Annotated in this window: 17 protein-coding genes and 1 tRNA gene; 13 read left to right on the plus strand and 5 right to left on the minus strand. The window is 75.3% G+C overall.

The genetic code is table 11. The features are described 5' to 3' along the window. The first annotated feature begins 131 nt into the window (after window positions 1–131). Window positions 132–1,034: an SDR family oxidoreductase gene (locus tag GA0070622_RS17990; RefSeq protein WP_091574378.1), complete on the plus strand. Its 903-nt coding sequence runs from the start codon at window positions 132–134 to the stop codon at window positions 1,032–1,034. Window positions 1,035–1,068: 34 nt separating this feature from the next. Here the strand turns inward: GA0070622_RS17990 and GA0070622_RS17995 are convergent, their stop codons facing one another. Then, entirely contained in the window at window positions 1,069–1,719 is a 651-nt protein-coding gene (locus GA0070622_RS17995) for a nucleotidyl transferase AbiEii/AbiGii toxin family protein (protein WP_091574379.1), read from the minus strand. Then, the gene (locus GA0070622_RS18000; protein ID WP_091574380.1) at window positions 1,716–2,042 is read right to left on the minus strand and encodes a hypothetical protein; all 327 of its coding nucleotides are present in this window, start codon (window positions 2,040–2,042) and stop codon (window positions 1,716–1,718) included. Before GA0070622_RS18000 ends, GA0070622_RS17995 begins: the two co-directional genes overlap by 4 nt. 403 nt (window positions 2,043–2,445) lie before the next feature. Between GA0070622_RS18000 and GA0070622_RS18005 the strand changes: the two genes are divergently transcribed. The 11 genes from GA0070622_RS18005 to GA0070622_RS18055 all read left to right on the plus strand — a co-directional run bounded on the left by GA0070622_RS18005 (window position 2,446) and on the right by GA0070622_RS18055 (window position 14,680). Then, window positions 2,446–3,027 (plus strand): hypothetical protein, encoded by a 582-nt coding sequence (locus tag GA0070622_RS18005; RefSeq protein ID WP_091574381.1) that lies wholly within the window; start codon window positions 2,446–2,448, stop codon window positions 3,025–3,027. A gap of 294 nt (window positions 3,028–3,321) precedes the next feature. Further along, window positions 3,322–6,648, plus strand: coding sequence for a formate dehydrogenase (gene fdh / locus GA0070622_RS18015; protein WP_245666386.1), 3,327 nt, complete (start codon window positions 3,322–3,324; stop codon window positions 6,646–6,648). Then, entirely contained in the window at window positions 6,641–7,684 is a 1,044-nt protein-coding gene (locus GA0070622_RS18020; protein WP_091574384.1) for a 4Fe-4S dicluster domain-containing protein, read from the plus strand. The genes fdh and GA0070622_RS18020 overlap by 8 nt, the downstream gene beginning before the upstream one ends. Beyond that, the gene (gene nrfD / locus GA0070622_RS18025; RefSeq protein WP_091574385.1) at window positions 7,681–8,898 is read left to right on the plus strand and encodes an NrfD/PsrC family molybdoenzyme membrane anchor subunit; all 1,218 of its coding nucleotides are present in this window, start codon (window positions 7,681–7,683) and stop codon (window positions 8,896–8,898) included. The genes GA0070622_RS18020 and nrfD overlap by 4 nt, the downstream gene beginning before the upstream one ends. A 45-nt stretch (window positions 8,899–8,943) precedes the next feature. Continuing rightward, window positions 8,944–9,039 (plus strand) — tRNA-Sec (locus GA0070622_RS32615). A 20-nt stretch (window positions 9,040–9,059) separates the two neighbouring features. Continuing rightward, on the plus strand, window positions 9,060–10,352 hold the full coding sequence (selA, locus tag GA0070622_RS18030; RefSeq protein ID WP_091574386.1) for an L-seryl-tRNA(Sec) selenium transferase: 1,293 nt from the start codon (window positions 9,060–9,062) through the stop codon (window positions 10,350–10,352). 4 nt (window positions 10,353–10,356) lie between these two features. Beyond that, window positions 10,357–12,120, plus strand: a complete 1,764-nt coding sequence (gene selB / locus GA0070622_RS18035) for a selenocysteine-specific translation elongation factor (protein ID WP_091574387.1) — start codon at window positions 10,357–10,359, stop codon at window positions 12,118–12,120. 30 nt (window positions 12,121–12,150) lie between these two features. Then, entirely contained in the window at window positions 12,151–12,909 is a 759-nt protein-coding gene (locus tag GA0070622_RS18040; RefSeq protein WP_091574388.1) for a hypothetical protein, read from the plus strand. Window positions 12,910–12,954: 45 nt separating this feature from the next. Then, window positions 12,955–13,152 carry a hypothetical protein gene (locus GA0070622_RS18045; RefSeq protein ID WP_091574389.1) on the plus strand — a complete coding sequence of 66 codons (198 nt, stop codon included), beginning with the start codon at window positions 12,955–12,957 and terminating at the stop codon, window positions 13,150–13,152. Next, window positions 13,152–14,429, plus strand: coding sequence for a hemolysin family protein (locus GA0070622_RS18050; protein WP_091574390.1), 1,278 nt, complete (start codon window positions 13,152–13,154; stop codon window positions 14,427–14,429). The genes GA0070622_RS18045 and GA0070622_RS18050 overlap by 1 nt, the downstream gene beginning before the upstream one ends. A gap of 65 nt (window positions 14,430–14,494) precedes the next feature. Then, window positions 14,495–14,680: a hypothetical protein gene (locus GA0070622_RS18055; RefSeq protein WP_091574391.1), complete on the plus strand. Its 186-nt coding sequence runs from the start codon at window positions 14,495–14,497 to the stop codon at window positions 14,678–14,680. A gap of 9 nt (window positions 14,681–14,689) precedes the next feature. On the opposite strand, the gene GA0070622_RS18060 is transcribed toward GA0070622_RS18055, so the two are convergent. After that, window positions 14,690–15,346 (minus strand): hypothetical protein, encoded by a 657-nt coding sequence (locus tag GA0070622_RS18060; RefSeq protein WP_091574392.1) that lies wholly within the window; start codon window positions 15,344–15,346, stop codon window positions 14,690–14,692. Between the two features lie 126 nt (window positions 15,347–15,472). On the opposite strand from GA0070622_RS18060, the gene GA0070622_RS18065 reads away from it, so the two are divergent. Continuing rightward, on the plus strand, window positions 15,473–15,679 hold the full coding sequence (locus GA0070622_RS18065) for a hypothetical protein (RefSeq protein WP_091574393.1): 207 nt from the start codon (window positions 15,473–15,475) through the stop codon (window positions 15,677–15,679). Here GA0070622_RS18065 and GA0070622_RS18070 read toward each other — a convergent pair. Further along, window positions 15,676–16,149, minus strand: a complete 474-nt coding sequence (locus GA0070622_RS18070; protein WP_091574394.1) for a hypothetical protein — start codon at window positions 16,147–16,149, stop codon at window positions 15,676–15,678. The genes GA0070622_RS18065 and GA0070622_RS18070 overlap by 4 nt on opposite strands. Further along, window positions 16,146–16,355 (minus strand): phosphatidylethanolamine-binding protein, encoded by a 210-nt coding sequence (locus tag GA0070622_RS18075; protein WP_091574395.1) that lies wholly within the window; start codon window positions 16,353–16,355, stop codon window positions 16,146–16,148. The genes GA0070622_RS18070 and GA0070622_RS18075 overlap by 4 nt, the downstream gene beginning before the upstream one ends. Between the last annotated feature and the right edge of the window lie 63 nt (window positions 16,356–16,418).

Consider the following 16,418-nt stretch of genomic DNA (forward strand, 5'->3'; position numbering starts at 1 on the left):
GGTACGCGCCTCGTGGGCGCCGTTGCGCACCATAACCACCACCTGTCACGCACGCCACACCGGCCCGAGATGTTCCGCCATCCGTCACCGGCTGCTGTTTTCCGCCGGCCCGCCGGGGTAGGGGCGCAGTCATGACCGAGGACCAGTTCACCCCGCAGCACCCCACCGAGCAGTACGGCCAGCGCGAGGGTCAGCCGGCGCAACAGCAGTCCGCCCCCGGGTCGACGCGGGAGATGGGCCCGAAGCCTGATCACGGCGAGGAGTCGTACCGGGGCAGTGACCGGCTCAGCGGCAAGCGGGCGGTCATCACCGGCGGCGACTCCGGCATCGGTCGCGCCGTGGCGATCGCCTTCGCCCGGGAGGGCGCCGACGTCCTGGTCTCCTACCTCGGCGAGGAGGAGGAGGCGGACGCCCGCGAGACGGTCGCCCTGATCGAGCAGGCCGGGCGCAGGGGTGTCGCGGTCCGCACCGACCTGCGTGAGGAGGCCAACTGCCGCGAGCTGGTCGAGCGCGCGGTCGCCGACCTCGGCGGCATCGACATCCTGGTCAACAACGCGGCCTACCAGATGTCGCAGGACAACGGCCTGCTCGACATCAGCACCGAGCAGTTCGACCGGGTCTTCAAGACCAACGTGTACGCCATGTTCTGGCTGTGCAAGCTCGCCGTGCCGCACATGAGGGAGGGCTCGACGATCATCAACACCTCGTCGATCCAGGCCTTCGACCCGTCGCCGCAGCTGCTCGACTACGCCACCACCAAGGCGGCCATCGCCAACTTCAGCAAGGCGCTCGCGCTGAACCTGGCCGAGCGGGGCATCCGGGTGAACGCCGTCGCGCCCGGCCCGATCTGGACGCCGCTGATCCCGGCCACCATGCCCGAGGAGAAGGTGAAGCAGTTCGGCACCGACGTGCCGCTGGGCCGCCCCGGCCAGCCCGCCGAGCTGGCCCCGGCGTACGTCTTCTTCGCCTCACAGGAGTCCAGCTACGTCACCGGCGAGATCCTCGGCGTCACCGGCGGCAAGCCGACGAAGTGACGGTGCCGCCCCACCGGCCGTCCGGCTCTGCCGCTCAGCGGGGCCAGACGGCCATCCGCCGGCGCACCTCGGCGATCCGCGCGGCGTCCAGGCCGTAGCGGGTGAACCGCCGGTCGGCCAGGCCGTCCAGGTAGCGGCCGGCGGCGCGCACGTCCTCGTCGTCCAGCGCCGGGTCCACCTGCCGGGCCAGGTCCAGCAGGTCGGCCACGTCGTAGCGGTCCAGCGCGGCGGCGACGTCGATGTAGTCGCGTACCTCGCGTCTGTTGACCAGCGCGGCGGTCTTGTTGGCGATCAGGTCCCGCACGTCCATCACCGGCCCGAGGTCCATCACCACCGGGCTGCGGTGCCGGTCCAGGCGGGCCAGGCTGAGGCGGATCTCCCGGCCGTCCCGGCGCACCACGAAGTCGCGCAGGTCGCGGTCGAAGCCGTCGAACACCTCGCCCAGGCCACCGGGGTCGGCGTCCTGCACCTGGTATCCCGCCCGCTCCAGCGCGGCGCGCACGCCGTCCGCCGCCGCCGCGGGGGCGCCCTCCACGTCGGCGAACAGGTCGACGTCCTCGGTGGGGCGGGTGACCAGGCCGTGCGCCGCCCACGCCACCCCGCCGCCGAGCACGAACCGGTGCCGGCCGGCGGCGGCGAGCGCGACCCGGGCCACCTCCCGGTAGAAGTCGTGCGGATGTGTCACGCGGCGCGCAGGCTCCCGTGCCGGCCCTCCCAGGCCAGGCGGACGCCCCGGGGCAGGTTGAGCAGCGGCCACACCCGGCGCAGCGTCCCCGCGTGGATCAGCTCGCGCAGGTCCGCCACGCGGGTGGTCTCGCGCAGCACGTTCTCGTACATCCAGAGCAGCTCGTCCGGGTCGCCGAGGTCGAAGGCGCGTTCGCTGCTCCACATCAGGCGCACCGGCAGCTCGACGATGCCGGTGGTGGGGCCGGCCAGCTCGTCCAGGGTGCGCGCCACCACGGCGGGTCGCCCGGGCCGGGCGAGGTACGCGCTGGTGGTGGCCGACATGGCATCAGGGTAACCCCTCCCGCGTGCTCCGCCCCCGCCCGAGGCGTAAGGAAGGGCCCCCGCTTAACGCCTCCGGTAGTAGAGGGGCCCCCGCTTAACACGCGCCATCCCCACGCGCGCCGTGCGCGGTTTGGGGGCATTTGAGGTGGTGGGGGTCACCCGGAAGGCGGAATCGGTGTGGGGGCGGGGGCGTTGTACAGGGGGTACGGCCGCGCAGGCGCGCACCGCGCCCCGCCGGAATGACGGCGGGCAGCCGGTCGTTACATCTGGTCCCGGTGCTCACGAGCAGGCCCCCCGCGCCCCGTGAGCGCCCCGCCGGAATCCCCCTCGAAGACTTCTCCGAGCGCCTGACGGCTGCTCGCGTGCCCACCCCCGGGCGCGTCGACCCCCGAACGGAGCCCCCATGAACACCATGCTGCGCAAGAGCATCCTCGGTATCGCCGGTCTGACCGTCGCCGGTGGCCTCGCCGCCGGCCCGCTCAACCACTCCGACGGCACCCCCGCGCCGCGGGAGAGCGCCGTGGCCGTGCAGAGCCGCCTCGACACCGCCGCGCTGATCCCGCACGGCGTGCAGGGCGCCCAGTCGCGCATCGACCTCACCGACGAGCAGACCGCCAACGCCAAGGCGATCATCGCCGCCACGAAGAAGGCCGGCATGGACGAGCGCGCCGCGGTCGTGTCGATCGCCACCGCCCTGCAGGAGTCGAAGCTGGAGAACCTCGGGCACCTCGGCGACCGCAACGACCACGACTCCCAGGGCCTGTTCCAGCAGCGCCCGTCCTCCGGCTGGGGCACGGTCGAGCAGATCACCGACCCCGAGTACTCGACCACCGCGTTCCTCAAGGCCCTCAAGCAGGTCGACGGCTGGCAGGACATGCCGCTGACCGTCGCCGCGCAGACCGTCCAGGTCTCGGCCTACCCCGACCACTACGCCCAGTGGGAGCAGCAGGCCGCCGACATCGTCGCCGCCCACTGGAACAGCTGAGACCGGCGGTGACCGGGGTCACGACGGCCAGCGGAAGAACCGTGGCCCCGGTACCGTTGTGCAGAGCGTCGGTGTGTCCAGTGTCCCCGGGCCTCACCTAAATTGCCTTCGCGGAATACCGTTCGGCTGGAGCCGCGTCGTGCCACTCGCCGAGAGGCGACCTGCACACCGACGCCCAGCGCCGCCCCGACCGACAGGTCGGGGCGGCGCTGTTTCGTGCTCGACTCGCGGGGGTCGGCCGCCTGCCCTAATGTGCAGGAGGTGAGCCGTTCTCGACGGGGAGGGGGTGCCCGGGTGGGTCTGAAGACGTTCATTCAGGGGTGGCCGGTCTACCGGCAACTCACCGGCACCGACCCGCTCGGTCGCGGCGCCGCCGCCCAGTCGGCCCGCTCCGCCGACCTGACCGCGCGCACCGAGACCGCCGACGGCATGGCCCGCTCGGTCTGCCCCTACTGCGCGGTCGGCTGCGGCCAGCGGGTCTTCCACAAAGACGGGCAGGTCACCCAGATCGAGGGCGACCCGGACAGCCCGATCTCCCGCGGCCGGCTCTGCCCGAAGGGCGCGGCCAGCAAGAGCCTGGTGACCAGCCCGCTGCGCCAGACCACGGTCCGCTACCGCCGGCCGTACGCGACCGACTGGGAGGACCTGGACCTCGACGTCGCGCTCGACATGATCGCCGACCGGATCCTCGCCGCCCGGGCGGAGACCTGGGAGGACGTGGACGACGAGGGCCGACCGCTCAACCGGACGCTCGGCATCTCCAGCCTCGGCGGCGCGACGCTGGACAACGAGGAGAACTACCTCATCAAGAAGCTGTTCACGGCGATGGGGGCGCTCCAGATCGAGAACCAGGCCCGCATTTGACACTCCGCCACCGTCCCCGGTCTGGGGACCAGCTTCGGTCGCGGCGGCGCGACGGACTTCCAGCAGGACCTCGCCAACGCTGACGTCATCGTCATCCAGGGCTCCAACATGGCCGAGGCCCACCCGGTGGGCTTCCAGTGGGTGATGGAGGCGAAGAAGCGCGGCGCGAAGGTCTTCCACGTCGACCCGCGGTTCACCCGCACCAGCGCGCTCGCCGACACCTACCTGCCGATCCGGGCGGGCACGGACATCGCGCTGCTCGGCGGCGTGGTGCGCTACATCCTGGACAACGAGCTGGACTTCCGGGAGTACGTGCTGGCCTACACCAACGCGGCCACCATCGTCAGCGAGCAGTTCGCCGACACCGAGGACCTGGACGGCCTCTTCTCCGGCTACAACCCGGAGACCGGCTCGTACGACCACGCCAGCTGGCAGTACGAGGGTCAGGAGGGCAACGCCAAGGTCCGGGGCACCGGCAAGGAGCGCGACTCGGCCTCCGGGCTGGAGCACGAGTCGCACGGCGAGCCGGTGCCGGCGCAGACCCAGCGGGACGAGACGTTGCGGCATCCGCGCTGCGTCTACCAGATCCTCAAGCGGCACTTCGCCCGCTACACCCCGGAGATGGTGGCCCGGGTCTGCGGCATCCCGGAGGAGAAGTTCCTGGAGCTGGCCCGCGCCTGGACGGAGAACTCCGGCCGGGAGCGCACCGGCGCGCTGGTCTACTCCGTCGGGTGGACGCAGCACAGCGTCGGGGTGCAGTACATCCGGACCGGGTCGATCATCCAGACGCTGCTGGGCAACATGGGCCGGCCGGGCGGCGGCATCCTGGCGCTGCGCGGGCACGCCAGCATCCAGGGCTCCACCGACATCCCGACGCTGTTCAACCTGCTGCCCGGCTACCTGCCGATGCCGCACCACGCCGACCACCCGACGTTCGACGAGTGGGTGGACAGCATCCGTCACCCCGGGCAGAAGGGCTTCTGGGGCAACTCGCGCGCGTTCGCGGCGAGCCTGCTCAAGGCCTACTGGGGTGACGCGGCGACGCCGGAGAACGACTTCTGCTACGGCTACCTGCCCCGGATGACCGGCGACCACGGCACGTACCAGCAGGTCCTCAACATGATCGACGGCGGGATCAAGGGCTACTTCCTGCTCGGCCAGAACCCGGCCGTCGGCTCGGCGCACGGCCGCGCCCAGCGCCTGGGCATGGCCAACCTCGACTGGCTGGTCGTGCGCGACCTGTTCCTGATCGAGAGCGCCACGTTCTGGAAGAACAGCCCGGAGATCGCCACCGGGGAGATCGTGCCGCAGGAGTGCCGCACCGAGGTCTTCTTCCTGCCGGCGGCCTCGCACGTGGAGAAGGAGGGCACCTTCACCCAGACGCAGCGGATGCTGCAGTGGCGGGAGAAGGCGGTCGAGCCGCCGGGCGACGCCCGCTCCGAGCTGTGGTTCTTCTACCACCTTGGCCGGAAGCTGCGGGAGAAGCTGGCCGACTCCACCGAGCCCCGCGACCGGGCGCTGCTGGACCTGGCGTGGGACTACCCGACGCAGGGCCCGCACGCCGAGCCCAGCGCCGAGGCGGTGCTCAAGGAGATCAACGGCTACGAGGTGGCCACCGGCCGTCCGCTGAACGCGTTCGGCGAGGCCAGGGCCGACGGCTCCACCGCCATCGGCTGCTGGATCTACTCCGGCGTCTACGCCGACGGGGTCAACCAGGCGGCCCGCCGCAAGTCCCGGCACGAGCAGGACTGGGTGGCCGCCGAGTGGGGCTGGGCCTGGCCGGCGAACCGGCGCACGCTCTACAACCGCGCCTCCGCCGACCCGGAGGGCCGGCCGTGGAGCGAACGCAAGAAGTACGTCTGGTGGGACCCGGACGCCGGCGAGTGGACCGGCTACGACGTGCCGGACTTCGAGAAGACGAAGCCGCCGTCGTACCGCCCACCGGCCGACGCCTCCGGGCCGGAGGCGCTCGCCGGTGACGACCCGTTCGTCATGCAGGGCGACGGCAAGGCCTGGCTGTACGCGCCGAGCGGCGTGCTCGACGGCCCGCTGCCGACGCACTACGAGCCGGCCGAGTCGCCGATGCGCAACCCGCTCTACGGGCAGCAGGCGAACCCGACCCGGAAGATCTACGAGCACCCGGTGAACCGGATCAACCCGAGCCCGCCGGAGCCGCACAGCGGCGTCTTCCCGTACGTGTTCACGGTCAGCCGGCTCACCGAGCACCACACCGCCGGCGGGATGAGCCGGACCGTGCCGCGCCTGGCCGAGCTGCAACCGGAGATGTTCGTCGAGGTGTCCCCGGAGCTGGCCGCCGAGGTCGGCCTGGCGCACCTGGGCTGGGCGCACCTGGTCAGCGGGCGGGCGGTGATCGAGGCGCGGGTGCTGGTCACCGACCGGCTCACCCCGCTGCGGGTGGACGGCCGGATCATCCACCAGGTCTGGCTGCCCTACCACTTCGGCAGCGAGGGCCTGGTCACCGGCGACTCGGCCAACGACCTGTTCGGCATCACCCTGGACCCGAACGTGCTCATCCAGGAGAGCAAGATCGGCACCTGTGACGTCCGGCCGGGCCGGCGTCCCACCGGGCCGGCGCTGCTCGACCTGGTCGGCGACTACCAGCGGCGGGCCGGCATGGCCCCGGACCGGAAGGTGCCGATCGTGACCACCGACGTGCTGGGTGGGGAGAACGCGGCCGGCAGCACCGACGAGCAGACCCCCGAGGCCGCGGCGCGCGACGGAGAGAACGATGCCTGACGCCAACAGCCTCTACGGCCCGCTCGACCCGGCCCCCGACGCGGGCTGGACGCAGGCGCCGCCCCGGATGGGGTTCTTCACCGACACCAGCGTCTGCATCGGCTGCAAGGCGTGCGAGGTCGCCTGCAAGGAGTGGAACGGCGTCCCGGACTCGGGCTTCGACCTGCTCGGCATGTCGTACGACAACACCGGCGCGCTGACCGCGAACTCCTGGCGGCACGTGGCGTTCATCGAGCAGCCCCGGCCGGCCGGGCACCGCACCGCGCCGTTCGCCGGCGACCCGACCGGTCCGGCGACCAGCCCGGCGTCGGCGTCGGTCGGCGCCGCCACCGCGCCCGACACCGGCACCAACCCGGGTCTGCCGGCGGGGCGTCCCGAGGCGGCGGCGCGGATGGCGGCCGGCCCGGAGTTCCTGGGCATGCCCGGCGCGCAGCCACCCGGGCGGGGCAGCGGCGCGGAGAGCCGGACCGACTTCCGCTGGCTGATGATGTCCGACGTGTGCAAGCACTGCACGCACGCGGCCTGCCTGGACGTGTGCCCGACCGGCTCGCTGTTCCGCACCGAGTTCGGCACCGTCGTGGTGCAGGAGGACATCTGCAACGGCTGCGGCTACTGCATCTCCGCCTGCCCGTACGGCGTCATCGACCAGCGCAAGGACGACGGCCGGGCGTGGAAGTGCACGCTCTGCTACGACCGTCTCGGCGCCGGGATGACCCCGGCCTGCGCGCAGGCGTGCCCCACCGAGTCGATCCAGTACGGCCCGCTGGACGAGCTGCGCGAGCGGGCCGCCGACCGGGTCGCCGCGCTGCACGAGCGGGGGGTCCCGGAGGCGCGCCTCTACGGTCACGACCCGACCGACGGGGTGGGCGGCGACGGCGCGTTCTTCCTGCTGCTCGACGAGCCCGAGGTGTACGGGCTGCCGCCGGATCCGGTGGTCACCACCCGGGACCTGCCGAAGATGTGGAAGCGGGCCGGGCTGGCCGCGCTGGCCATGGCGGCGGCGACCGTCGCCGCGTTCGTCGGAGGATCGTCGTGAGTCCGGACCGCCCGGTGGGTGCCCTGTTCCGCCGCTTCCGGGAGCGGCTGGCCGCCGAGCCGGGCAGCGCCGCCGGAGGGGACCGGGCCGTCGACCCGGGTGACGCCGCCGCAGAGCAGGGCCCGGGCGGCCGCGACAACGGCAGCCGGGCCAACGGCACCGGCCCGGGCGGGGGCCACACCGACGCCGGCGCCCGCGAGGCCGGGCTGGCGCCGCACCCGCCCCGCGACGCCGCGCCGACCACCCGTCGCCGCCGTGGCGGCAAGGGCGGCGGCGAACAGCTCACCGTCCCGCCGGCCGAGTTCACGTCCTACTACGGCCGGCCGATCCTGAAGCCGCCGGTGTGGCGGTGGGACATCGCCGCGTACCTGTTCACCGGCGGGCTCGCCGCCGGTTCCTCGCTGCTGGCCGCCGGCGGTCAGCTCACCGGGCGTCCGGCGCTGCGCCGCGCGGGCCGGGTCACCTCGCTCGCCGCGGTGAGCGCCAGCGCCTACTTCCTCGTCAACGACCTGGGCCGACCCAGCCGGTTCCACCACATGCTGCGGGTGGCGAAGCTGACCTCGCCGATGTCGGTGGGCACCTGGATCCTCAGCGCGTTCGGCCCGGCCGCCGGGCTGGCCGCGATCGCCGAGGTCGCACCCCGGCTGCCGCGCCACGGCGTGCCCGGGCTGGGCCGCCGGCTGCTGCCCCCGGTCGGCGACGCCGCCGGGCTGGTCGCCGCCGTCACCGCGCCGGCGCTGGCCACGTACACCGGGGTGCTGCTGGCCGACACGGCGGTGCCGTCGTGGCACGAGGCGTACCCGGAACTCCCGGCCATCTTCGCCGGCAGCGCGCTGGCCAGCGGCGCCGGCGTGGGGCTGCTGGCCGCGCCCTGCGCGCAGGCCGGCCCGGCCCGGCGCCTCGCGGTGGCCGGCGCGGCGCTGGAGCTGTGGGGCTCGCACCGGGTGGAGAACCGGCTCGGCCTGCTCAGCGAGCCCTACACCGAGGGCACGCCGGGCGCGTTGTTGCGGGCCGGCCGGTCGCTGACCGCGGCCGGGGTGGTCGGCGCGCTGGTCGGCCGCCGCAGCCGGCTGCTGTCCGCGATCTCCGGCGGCGCGCTGCTCGCCGCGTCCGTCTGCACCCGCTTCGGCATCTTCCACGGCGGCGTCGCCTCGGCCCGGGACCCGAAGTACACGGTCGTGCCGCAACGCGAGCGCGCCGACCGGCGGGCCTGACACCTCGCCGGGCAGTTGGTCCGCCCCTGTGGTTGACTGCTGCGTGGAGGCGTTCAGGCGGCTGGTGCCCCTCCCGGTCTTCAAAACCGGTGTGGTCCGGGACCCGGGCCAGGCGGGTTCGATTCCCGTCCGTCTCCGCCACACCGTCCGGGGGAGCGCCGATGCGTGAGGTCGACCCGCGGCGGCGGGTGCCGCGCACCGACGCGCTGCTCGCCGACCCGGCGCTGGCGGCCGCCGCCGGCACGGTCGGCCGGGACCGGGTCAAGGCCGCGATCGTGGCGGCCCAGCACCGCGCCCGCCAGGGCGAGATCAACCCCGAGGCGGTACGCGACGCGGCGCTGGCCGCCCTGCCGGTCCGCACGCCGCGCGCGGTGCTCAACGCCACCGGCGTCGTGCTGCACACCAACCTGGGCCGCGCCCCCCTTGCGCCGGCCGCCGTGCAGGCGCTGGTCGCCGCCGCCGGGCACACCGACGTGGAACTCGACCTCGGCACCGGCCGCCGGGCCCGACGCGGCCGGGAGGCGCTGGCCGCGCTCGCCGCCGCGGTGCCCGACGCGCCCGCCGTGCACGTGGTCAACAACGGCGCCGCCGCGCTGGTGCTGGCCGCCACCGCGCTCGCCGCCGGCCGGGAGATCGTGGTCAGCCGCGGCGAGCTGGTCGAGATCGGCGACGGCTTCCGCCTGCCCGACCTGCTGGCGAGCACCGGCGCCCGGCTGCGCGAGGTGGGCACCACCAACCGCACCACCCGCGCCGACTACGCCGCCGCGATCGGCCCGGACACCGGCTTCGTGCTCAAGGTGCACCCGTCGAACTTCGTGGTCACCGGCTTCACCTCGGCGGTGCCGGTGGCCGACCTGGCCACACTCGGCGTGCCGGTGGTCGCGGACATCGGCTCGGGGCTGCTCGCCCCGGACCCGCTGCTGCCCGACGAGCCGGACGCCGCCACCACGCTGCGCGCCGGCGCCCACCTGGTCACCGCCAGCGGCGACAAGCTGCTCGGCGGGCCGCAGGCCGGCCTGCTGCTCGGCGCGACCGACCTGGTGGAGCGGCTGCGCCGGCATCCCCTCGCGCGGGCGCTGCGGGTGGACAAGCTCACCCTCGCCGCGCTCGCCGCCACGCTGCACGCGCCGACCACCCCGACCCGGGAGGCGCTGCACGCCGATGCCGGCCGGCTGCGCGCCCGGGTGGAGCGGTTGCGCGACCGGCTCGGCGAGGACGGCTGCAAGGCCGAGGTGACACCGGTCGCCGCCGTGGTCGGCGGGGGCGGCGCGCCCGGCGTCGACCTGGACTCGTGGGCGCTGAGCCTGCCCGAGCGGTACGCGGCGCCGCTGCGCGCCGGCGACCCGGCGGTCCTCGGCCGGGTGCTGCACGGGCGGCTGCTGCTCGACCTGCGCGCCGTGCCGGAGGCCGACGACGACCGCGTCCGCGCGGCGATCCTGTCCGTGGAGGGCTGAGCGGGTGTGGGTCGTGGCCACCGCCGGGCACGTCGACCACGGCAAGTCCACCCTGGTGCGGGCGTTGACCGGGATGGAACCGGACCGGTGGGCGGAGGAACGCCGCCGGGGCATGACCATCGACCTCGGCTTCGCCTGGACCACGCTGCCCTCCGGCGGCACCCTGGCGTTCGTCGACGTGCCCGGGCACGAGCGGTTCGTGCCGAACATGCTGGCCGGTGTCGGCCCGGTCCCGGCCGCGATGATCGTCGTGGGCGCCGACGAGGGCTGGATGCCGCAGTCGGCCGAACACCTGGCCGCGCTGGACGCGCTCGGGGTGGGGTACGGGCTGGTGGTGGTGACCCGCGCCGACCTGGCCGACCCGGGGCCGGCCCTGGTCCGCGCCCGCGCGGAGGTCGCCGCGACGTCGCTGGGTGAGGTGGAGGCGGTGGCGGTGTCCGCGGTGACCGGCGCCGGCCTGCCCGAGCTGCGGGCCGCGCTGGACCGCCTGGTCGCCCGGTTGCCCGACCCGGCCCGCGACGCCCCGGTCCGGCTCTGGGTGGACCGGTCGTTCACGGTGCGCGGCAGCGGCACGGTGGTCACCGGCACCCTCGGCGGCGGCCGGCTGCGGACCGGCGACGAACTCGAACTGGCCGGCACCGGCGAGCCGGTGCGGGTACGCGGCCTGCACTCGCTGGGCGCCTCCCGGCCGCACGTCGACGCGGTGGCCCGGGTGGCGGTCAACCTGCGCGGCCTGCCCCGCGAGCGGGTGGGTCGCGGCGACGCCCTGCTCAGCCCCGGCCGGTTCGGCCGCACCGACCTGCTCGACGTGCGCCTGGTCGGGGATCCGGCCGCCGACCTGCCGGCGACGCTCACCCTGCACGTCGGCTCGGCGGCGGTGCCCGCCCGGGTCCGGCCGCTCGGTCCGGACACCGTGCGGCTGCGCCTGGCCCGGCCGCTGCCCCTGCTGATCGGCGACCGCGCCCTGCTGCGCGACCCGGGCCGGCACCACGTGGCCGGCGGGGTGACCGTGCTGGACGTGGACCCGCCGGCGCTGCGTCGCCGGGGCGCGGCGGTCGCCCGGGCGGCCGTGCTGGCCGGGCTGGACGGGCGACCCGACCCGGCTGGGGAGCTGCGCCGGCGGCGGCTGGTCCGGGCCGGGCAGCTGACCCGGATGGGCGTGCCGCCGAACGCGGTCCCGGTGGCCGGGGACTGGCTGGCCGACCCCGACCACTGGCGGGACCTCGGCCGGCGGCTCGCCGAGGAGGTCACCCGGCACGCCGGGGAGCACCCGCTGGCGGCGGGTGTACCGGTCGACGTGCTGCGCCACCGCCTCGGCCTGCCCGACCGGACGCTGGTGACGGCGCTGCTGCGCCCACCGCTGCGGCTCCGCGACGGCCTGGTCACCGCCGCGCCCGCCGACACGCTGCCGGAACCGGTCGCCCGGGCCGTGGCCCGGGTCCGCGCCGAGTACGGCGACCGCCCGTTCCAGGCGCCCGAGGCGCACCGGTTGGCCGACCTCGGCCTGGGGCCCCGGGAGATCGGCGCGGCCGTGCGGGCGGGCGCGTTGCTCCGGCTCGCCGAGAACGTCGTGTTGCTGCCCGGCGCCCCGGACGACGCGGTGCGGGTGCTCGCCGGGCTGCCGCAGCCGTTCACGCTCAGTGCCGCCCGGCAGGCGTTGGACACCACCCGTCGGGTGGCGGTGCCGCTGCTGGAGCTGCTGGACCGGCGCGGGGCGACCCGCCGGCTGCCCGACGACGCGCGTCAGGTGGTCCGCCCGCCGGGTTGACGGGTGGCGTCCGGGTGACAGGGTGACGGCATGATCGACGCCCCTCGTCCCCGCCCGGCCGACGGTGCCCGGCTGCGCCACCGCGCGCTGCCGCTGGCCGTGCTGGGCTGCTGGCTGGTCTGGGCGGCGCTGGCCTGGTGGACCGCGCCGCGCTCGGTCGACGCGGTCGACCTGGAGCGCGACCTGGCGGCGGGCCGGGTGGTGACGCTCGCCCGGGCCGACGGCTGGGACGACAGCGGTCCCTGGGGCCGCCGACCCGAGCTCCGGTACACCCAGAACGGGTCGACCGTCGTCTGGGCCCGACCCGACGGGCAGTTCCGGTACACGTACGTGCCCGCGCCGGTCCCGCGGGGCGGCGCCGTCGAGGACGCCGCCGACCCCGACCCGGTTACCGAACCCGGCCCGGGCCAGGAGGCCGACCCGCTCGCCGACCCCCGGGCGCGCGCCGCCGTCGCCCGGAGTGGGGACAGCCTGGCCGACACCCTGGCGGACGCGGCGGCGCTGCTGGCGCTGACCATCGGCGTCGGCTGGCTGCTCATGCTGGTCGCCGGCCCACCGCCGGTGGCCGGGTCGCGCTGGTACTGGTTCTGGATCGGGCTGCTGCCGTACGCGCTCGGCGTGCTGGCCTGGGCCTGGCGCGAGCGGTGGCGGGCGGAGGCGCCGCTGACCGGCACGCGTGGCTCGGGCTGGCGCGGGTTCGGTGGGCTGATCGTCGGCGGCATCGTGGTGTCGCTGGCGGTGGCGGTGCTCGGCCTCCTGCTCGGCGGTTACGTCGTGCCGGGCGCCTGAGCCAACCCGCACCGGGGACCCGCCCCGGTCACCTACCGTGACGCCATGGACCCTTCCGCGGTCTGGCGGGACAAGAACCACCGGTGGCGGATCGAGGCGTACCGGGCGCCGGACCTGCGGTTCGCCATCTTCGCCACGAACGGCACCACCGAGTCGGCGCCGCTGTGGCTGTTCGGGATGGCCGCGCTGGCCCGCTGGCTGATGACCCATGCCATCTCCCTCGACGACCTGGAGACGGACTGATGGCCGGGCAGGTCGCGCTGGTGCTGGTCCTGGTGCTGGTCAACGCCGCCCTGTCCGGCAGCGAGATGGCGTTGGTGACGCTGCGCGAGGGGCAGCTGCGCCGGCTGGGCCGCACGGGGCGCTCCGGGGCCCGGTTGAGCCGGCTGGTCCGGGAGCCGAACCGCTACCTGGCCACCATCCAGCTCGGCATCACCCTGGCCGGGTTCCTCGCCTCGGCCGCCGCGGCGGTGTCGCTGGCCGAGCCGCTCGTCGGTCCGCTGGGCTTCCTGGGCCGGGCCGCCCGCCCGGTCGCGGTGCTGCTGGTGACCGTGCTGCTGACGTTCCTCACGCTGGTGGTGGGGGAGTTGGCGCCGAAGCGGCTGGCCATGCAGTCGGCGGAGCGGTGGGCGCTGCTCAGCGCCGGGCCGCTGGACCTGCTGGCCCGGTTGTCCCGGCCGGCGGTGTGGCTGCTCGGCCGCGCCACCGACCTGCTGGTCCGGGTCGCCGGCGGGGATCCGCGCGCGAGCCGGCAGGAGGTGACCGAGGAGGAGCTGCGGGAGCTGCTGGTCAGCCAGCGCGGACTCTCCGCGCAGCAGCGGGAGATCCTCGCCGGCGCGTTCGACATCGCCGGTCGCACGTTGCGGGAGGTGCTGGTCGCCCGCCGGGACGTGATGACGCTGCCGGCCGACCTGCCGGCCGGTGCGGCGATGCGCCGGCTGGCCGCCGCCGGCCGGTCCCGGGCGCCGGTCACCGGCCCGGGCGGGCTCGACGACGTGCGGGGCGTGGTGCACATCCGCGACCTGGTGGACGCCGGGGCGACCGCCGTCGCCGGGTGCGTCCGCCCGCCGGTGCTGCTGCCCGGCACGCTGCCGGTGGCCGACGCGATGCGGCAGCTGCGCCAGCGCCACGAGCAGATGGCCCTGGTGATCGACGAGTACGGCGGCGTCGACGGGCTGGTCACCATGGAGGACCTGCTCGAGGAGGTGGTCGGCGAGCTGTACGACGAGACCGACCGGGACGTCCGTCGGGCCGTGCGGGAGCCCGACGGCGCGTTGGTGCTGCCGGGCGACTTCCCGCTGCACGACCTGCCCGACGCCGGGGTGCGGCTGACGTTCCCGCTGACCCGCGAGTACACCACCGTGGCCGGGTTGGTGCTGGCCGGCCTGGGCCGGCTGCCCGACGGGCCGGGGGAGCGGGTCCGCCTGCCCGGTCTCACCGTCGAGGTGGTCGAGGTGGCCGGCCGGGCGATCCACCGGGTCCGGCTGCGCGGTTCCGCCGTCGGCTGCCCGCCCGACTGACCCGGACGGGGGACACCCGCCCGAACCGTGCCCGCGCGGCGGCCGCCGGCCGTACCGTCCGGGACGTGAAGGACCGAGGACTGCGGACGTTCGTCACCGTGCTCGCCGGGCTGGCGGTGATCTACTTCGGGGCCACCGGCCACCGGGAGAGCGGCGGGGAGGGCAGCGGCGTCTCCGGCGGCGTGGTGCTGCTCGCCCTGCTCGCGTCGTTGCTGGCCTGGAACCTCACCAAGCCCGGCCCGGCCAAGTAGCCCGCCGGCTCAGCGGGCCGCCGCGGCGGTGCGGCTCACCTCGCCCGCCGACTCCTCGCCGAGCGCCACCCGCACCAGCGCCGACGCCAGCCGGCCGAAGTCGGCCTCGCCGACCAGCCCGACCAGGCTCCCCGGGTTCGCCGGCAGCCCCAGTCGCCGCGCGCCGGCCAGCGTGCGCCGGTCGGCGTACGGGCGTACGTCGGGCCAGACCGCCTGCGCCTCGCGCAGGAAGATGTCCGCCCCGGTCGGGCCGATGCCGGGGAACTCGACGAGCAGGCGGCGCAGCGCGGCCCGGTCCGCCCCGGCCTCCCGGTGCAGCCGGCGCAGGTCGCCGTGCCACCGGTCCAGGCAGAGTCGGGCGCCGGTGCCGAGCATGGTGGCGGTCCGCTCGTCGTAGCGCCGGTAGTGGCCCCGGCCCAGCGCGTCGACCCGGTCCTGCCAGGTCGCCGCCTCCATGGCCTGCGGGGTGCGCCAGCCGGCGGTGAACAGCTCCCGGGCCGCCGCCACCGCCACGCTCGCCCGGATCCGGGTGCTCAACAGCGTGGTGAGCACCAGCAGCTGGTAGAGCGGACCGGGCCGGTCGGCGAGCGTGATCCCGGCCTCCTCCGCGTACGTGCGGGACTGCCGGTCCAGCAGGGCCCGCGCCACGTTCCGATCGTCCGCCATTCGTTCCGGTTACCCGCCCGGGCGCGGCCCAGACCCGGGGGCGGCGCCGGAATGCGCCGGTCGGCGGCGGGTACCCGGGTCAGGTGCGCGGTCCACGCCGTGCGCCCCACCGGGAAGGAGAGACCCGTGGTCAAGCCGCAGCAGGAGGAACTGCGCCGGAACGACCTCGGCGCCACCAGCCAGGACAGCCGCAAGGGTGTCGTGGGAGCGGCCGGACACCCACGTCACAAGGGTACGTCCAACGCGGACGTGGGCCGGCCGGTGCCCAAGGGGCAGGTCTCGCCGTACGGCCCGGCAGGTGAGCCGGTGGCCGAGGACGAGAGCGACCGCTAACCGCGCCGCGACGACGGCCGCAGCCTCCGCCAGGTGGCTGCGGCCGTCAGTCCGTACGCCAGGTGGGGCACCAGGTCGGAGGCCCAGTCGATCCGCCGCCAGGTGCGCGGGTCGGTCACCCCGAGCAACGTCATCGAGCCGTCGGAGGTGGCCATCACGCCGCCGCCGAGCAGCACCACGGCCAGGGGCAGGGGCACCCGACGCCGGGCCGCGAACGCGCCGAAGACCGCGCCGGCGGCGATGCCGGTGACATAGCCGAGGACCGGCCCCAGGCCGGCCCGACGGTTCGCCGCCTCCTCGGCCGGCCCGAGGTCGACGTGCGCCACGTCGGCCAGCTTCCCGGCGGTGGTTTCCGGGGTGGTGCTGGCCGGGCGGGCCCGCGTCGCCATGTCCAGGTAGCTGACCAGGTTGAGCACGGCACTGCCGACGGCGCCCGCGATGGCGCCGTCGACCAGGGGTGCCGCCCTCACTTCGGGTCGCCCGGCTCGCGTTCGCCCTTGGGCCCGTAGGTGCGTTCGCCCCGCACGACACCGCGTTGACCCCGGTCGTCCTGCAGGATCCGGTTGGCCACCTGGTTCGCCTCCTTGTCGGCGGCCCGTCCGGACTGTTCGACGAGGTCGCGCAGCCGTGCCCGCTGCTTGTCGTACGCGTTGCTGCCCGGCCGTGGTCCTGGCATGGTCGCCTCCTGCGGTCGCTGTGGCTGTCGGCACCGTCTACCCGCCCGGGGCCGGGCCAACCG

Origin of the sequence: Micromonospora sediminicola (assembly GCF_900089585.1) — a bacterium.
Taxonomy (GTDB): domain Bacteria; phylum Actinomycetota; class Actinomycetes; order Mycobacteriales; family Micromonosporaceae; genus Micromonospora; species Micromonospora sediminicola.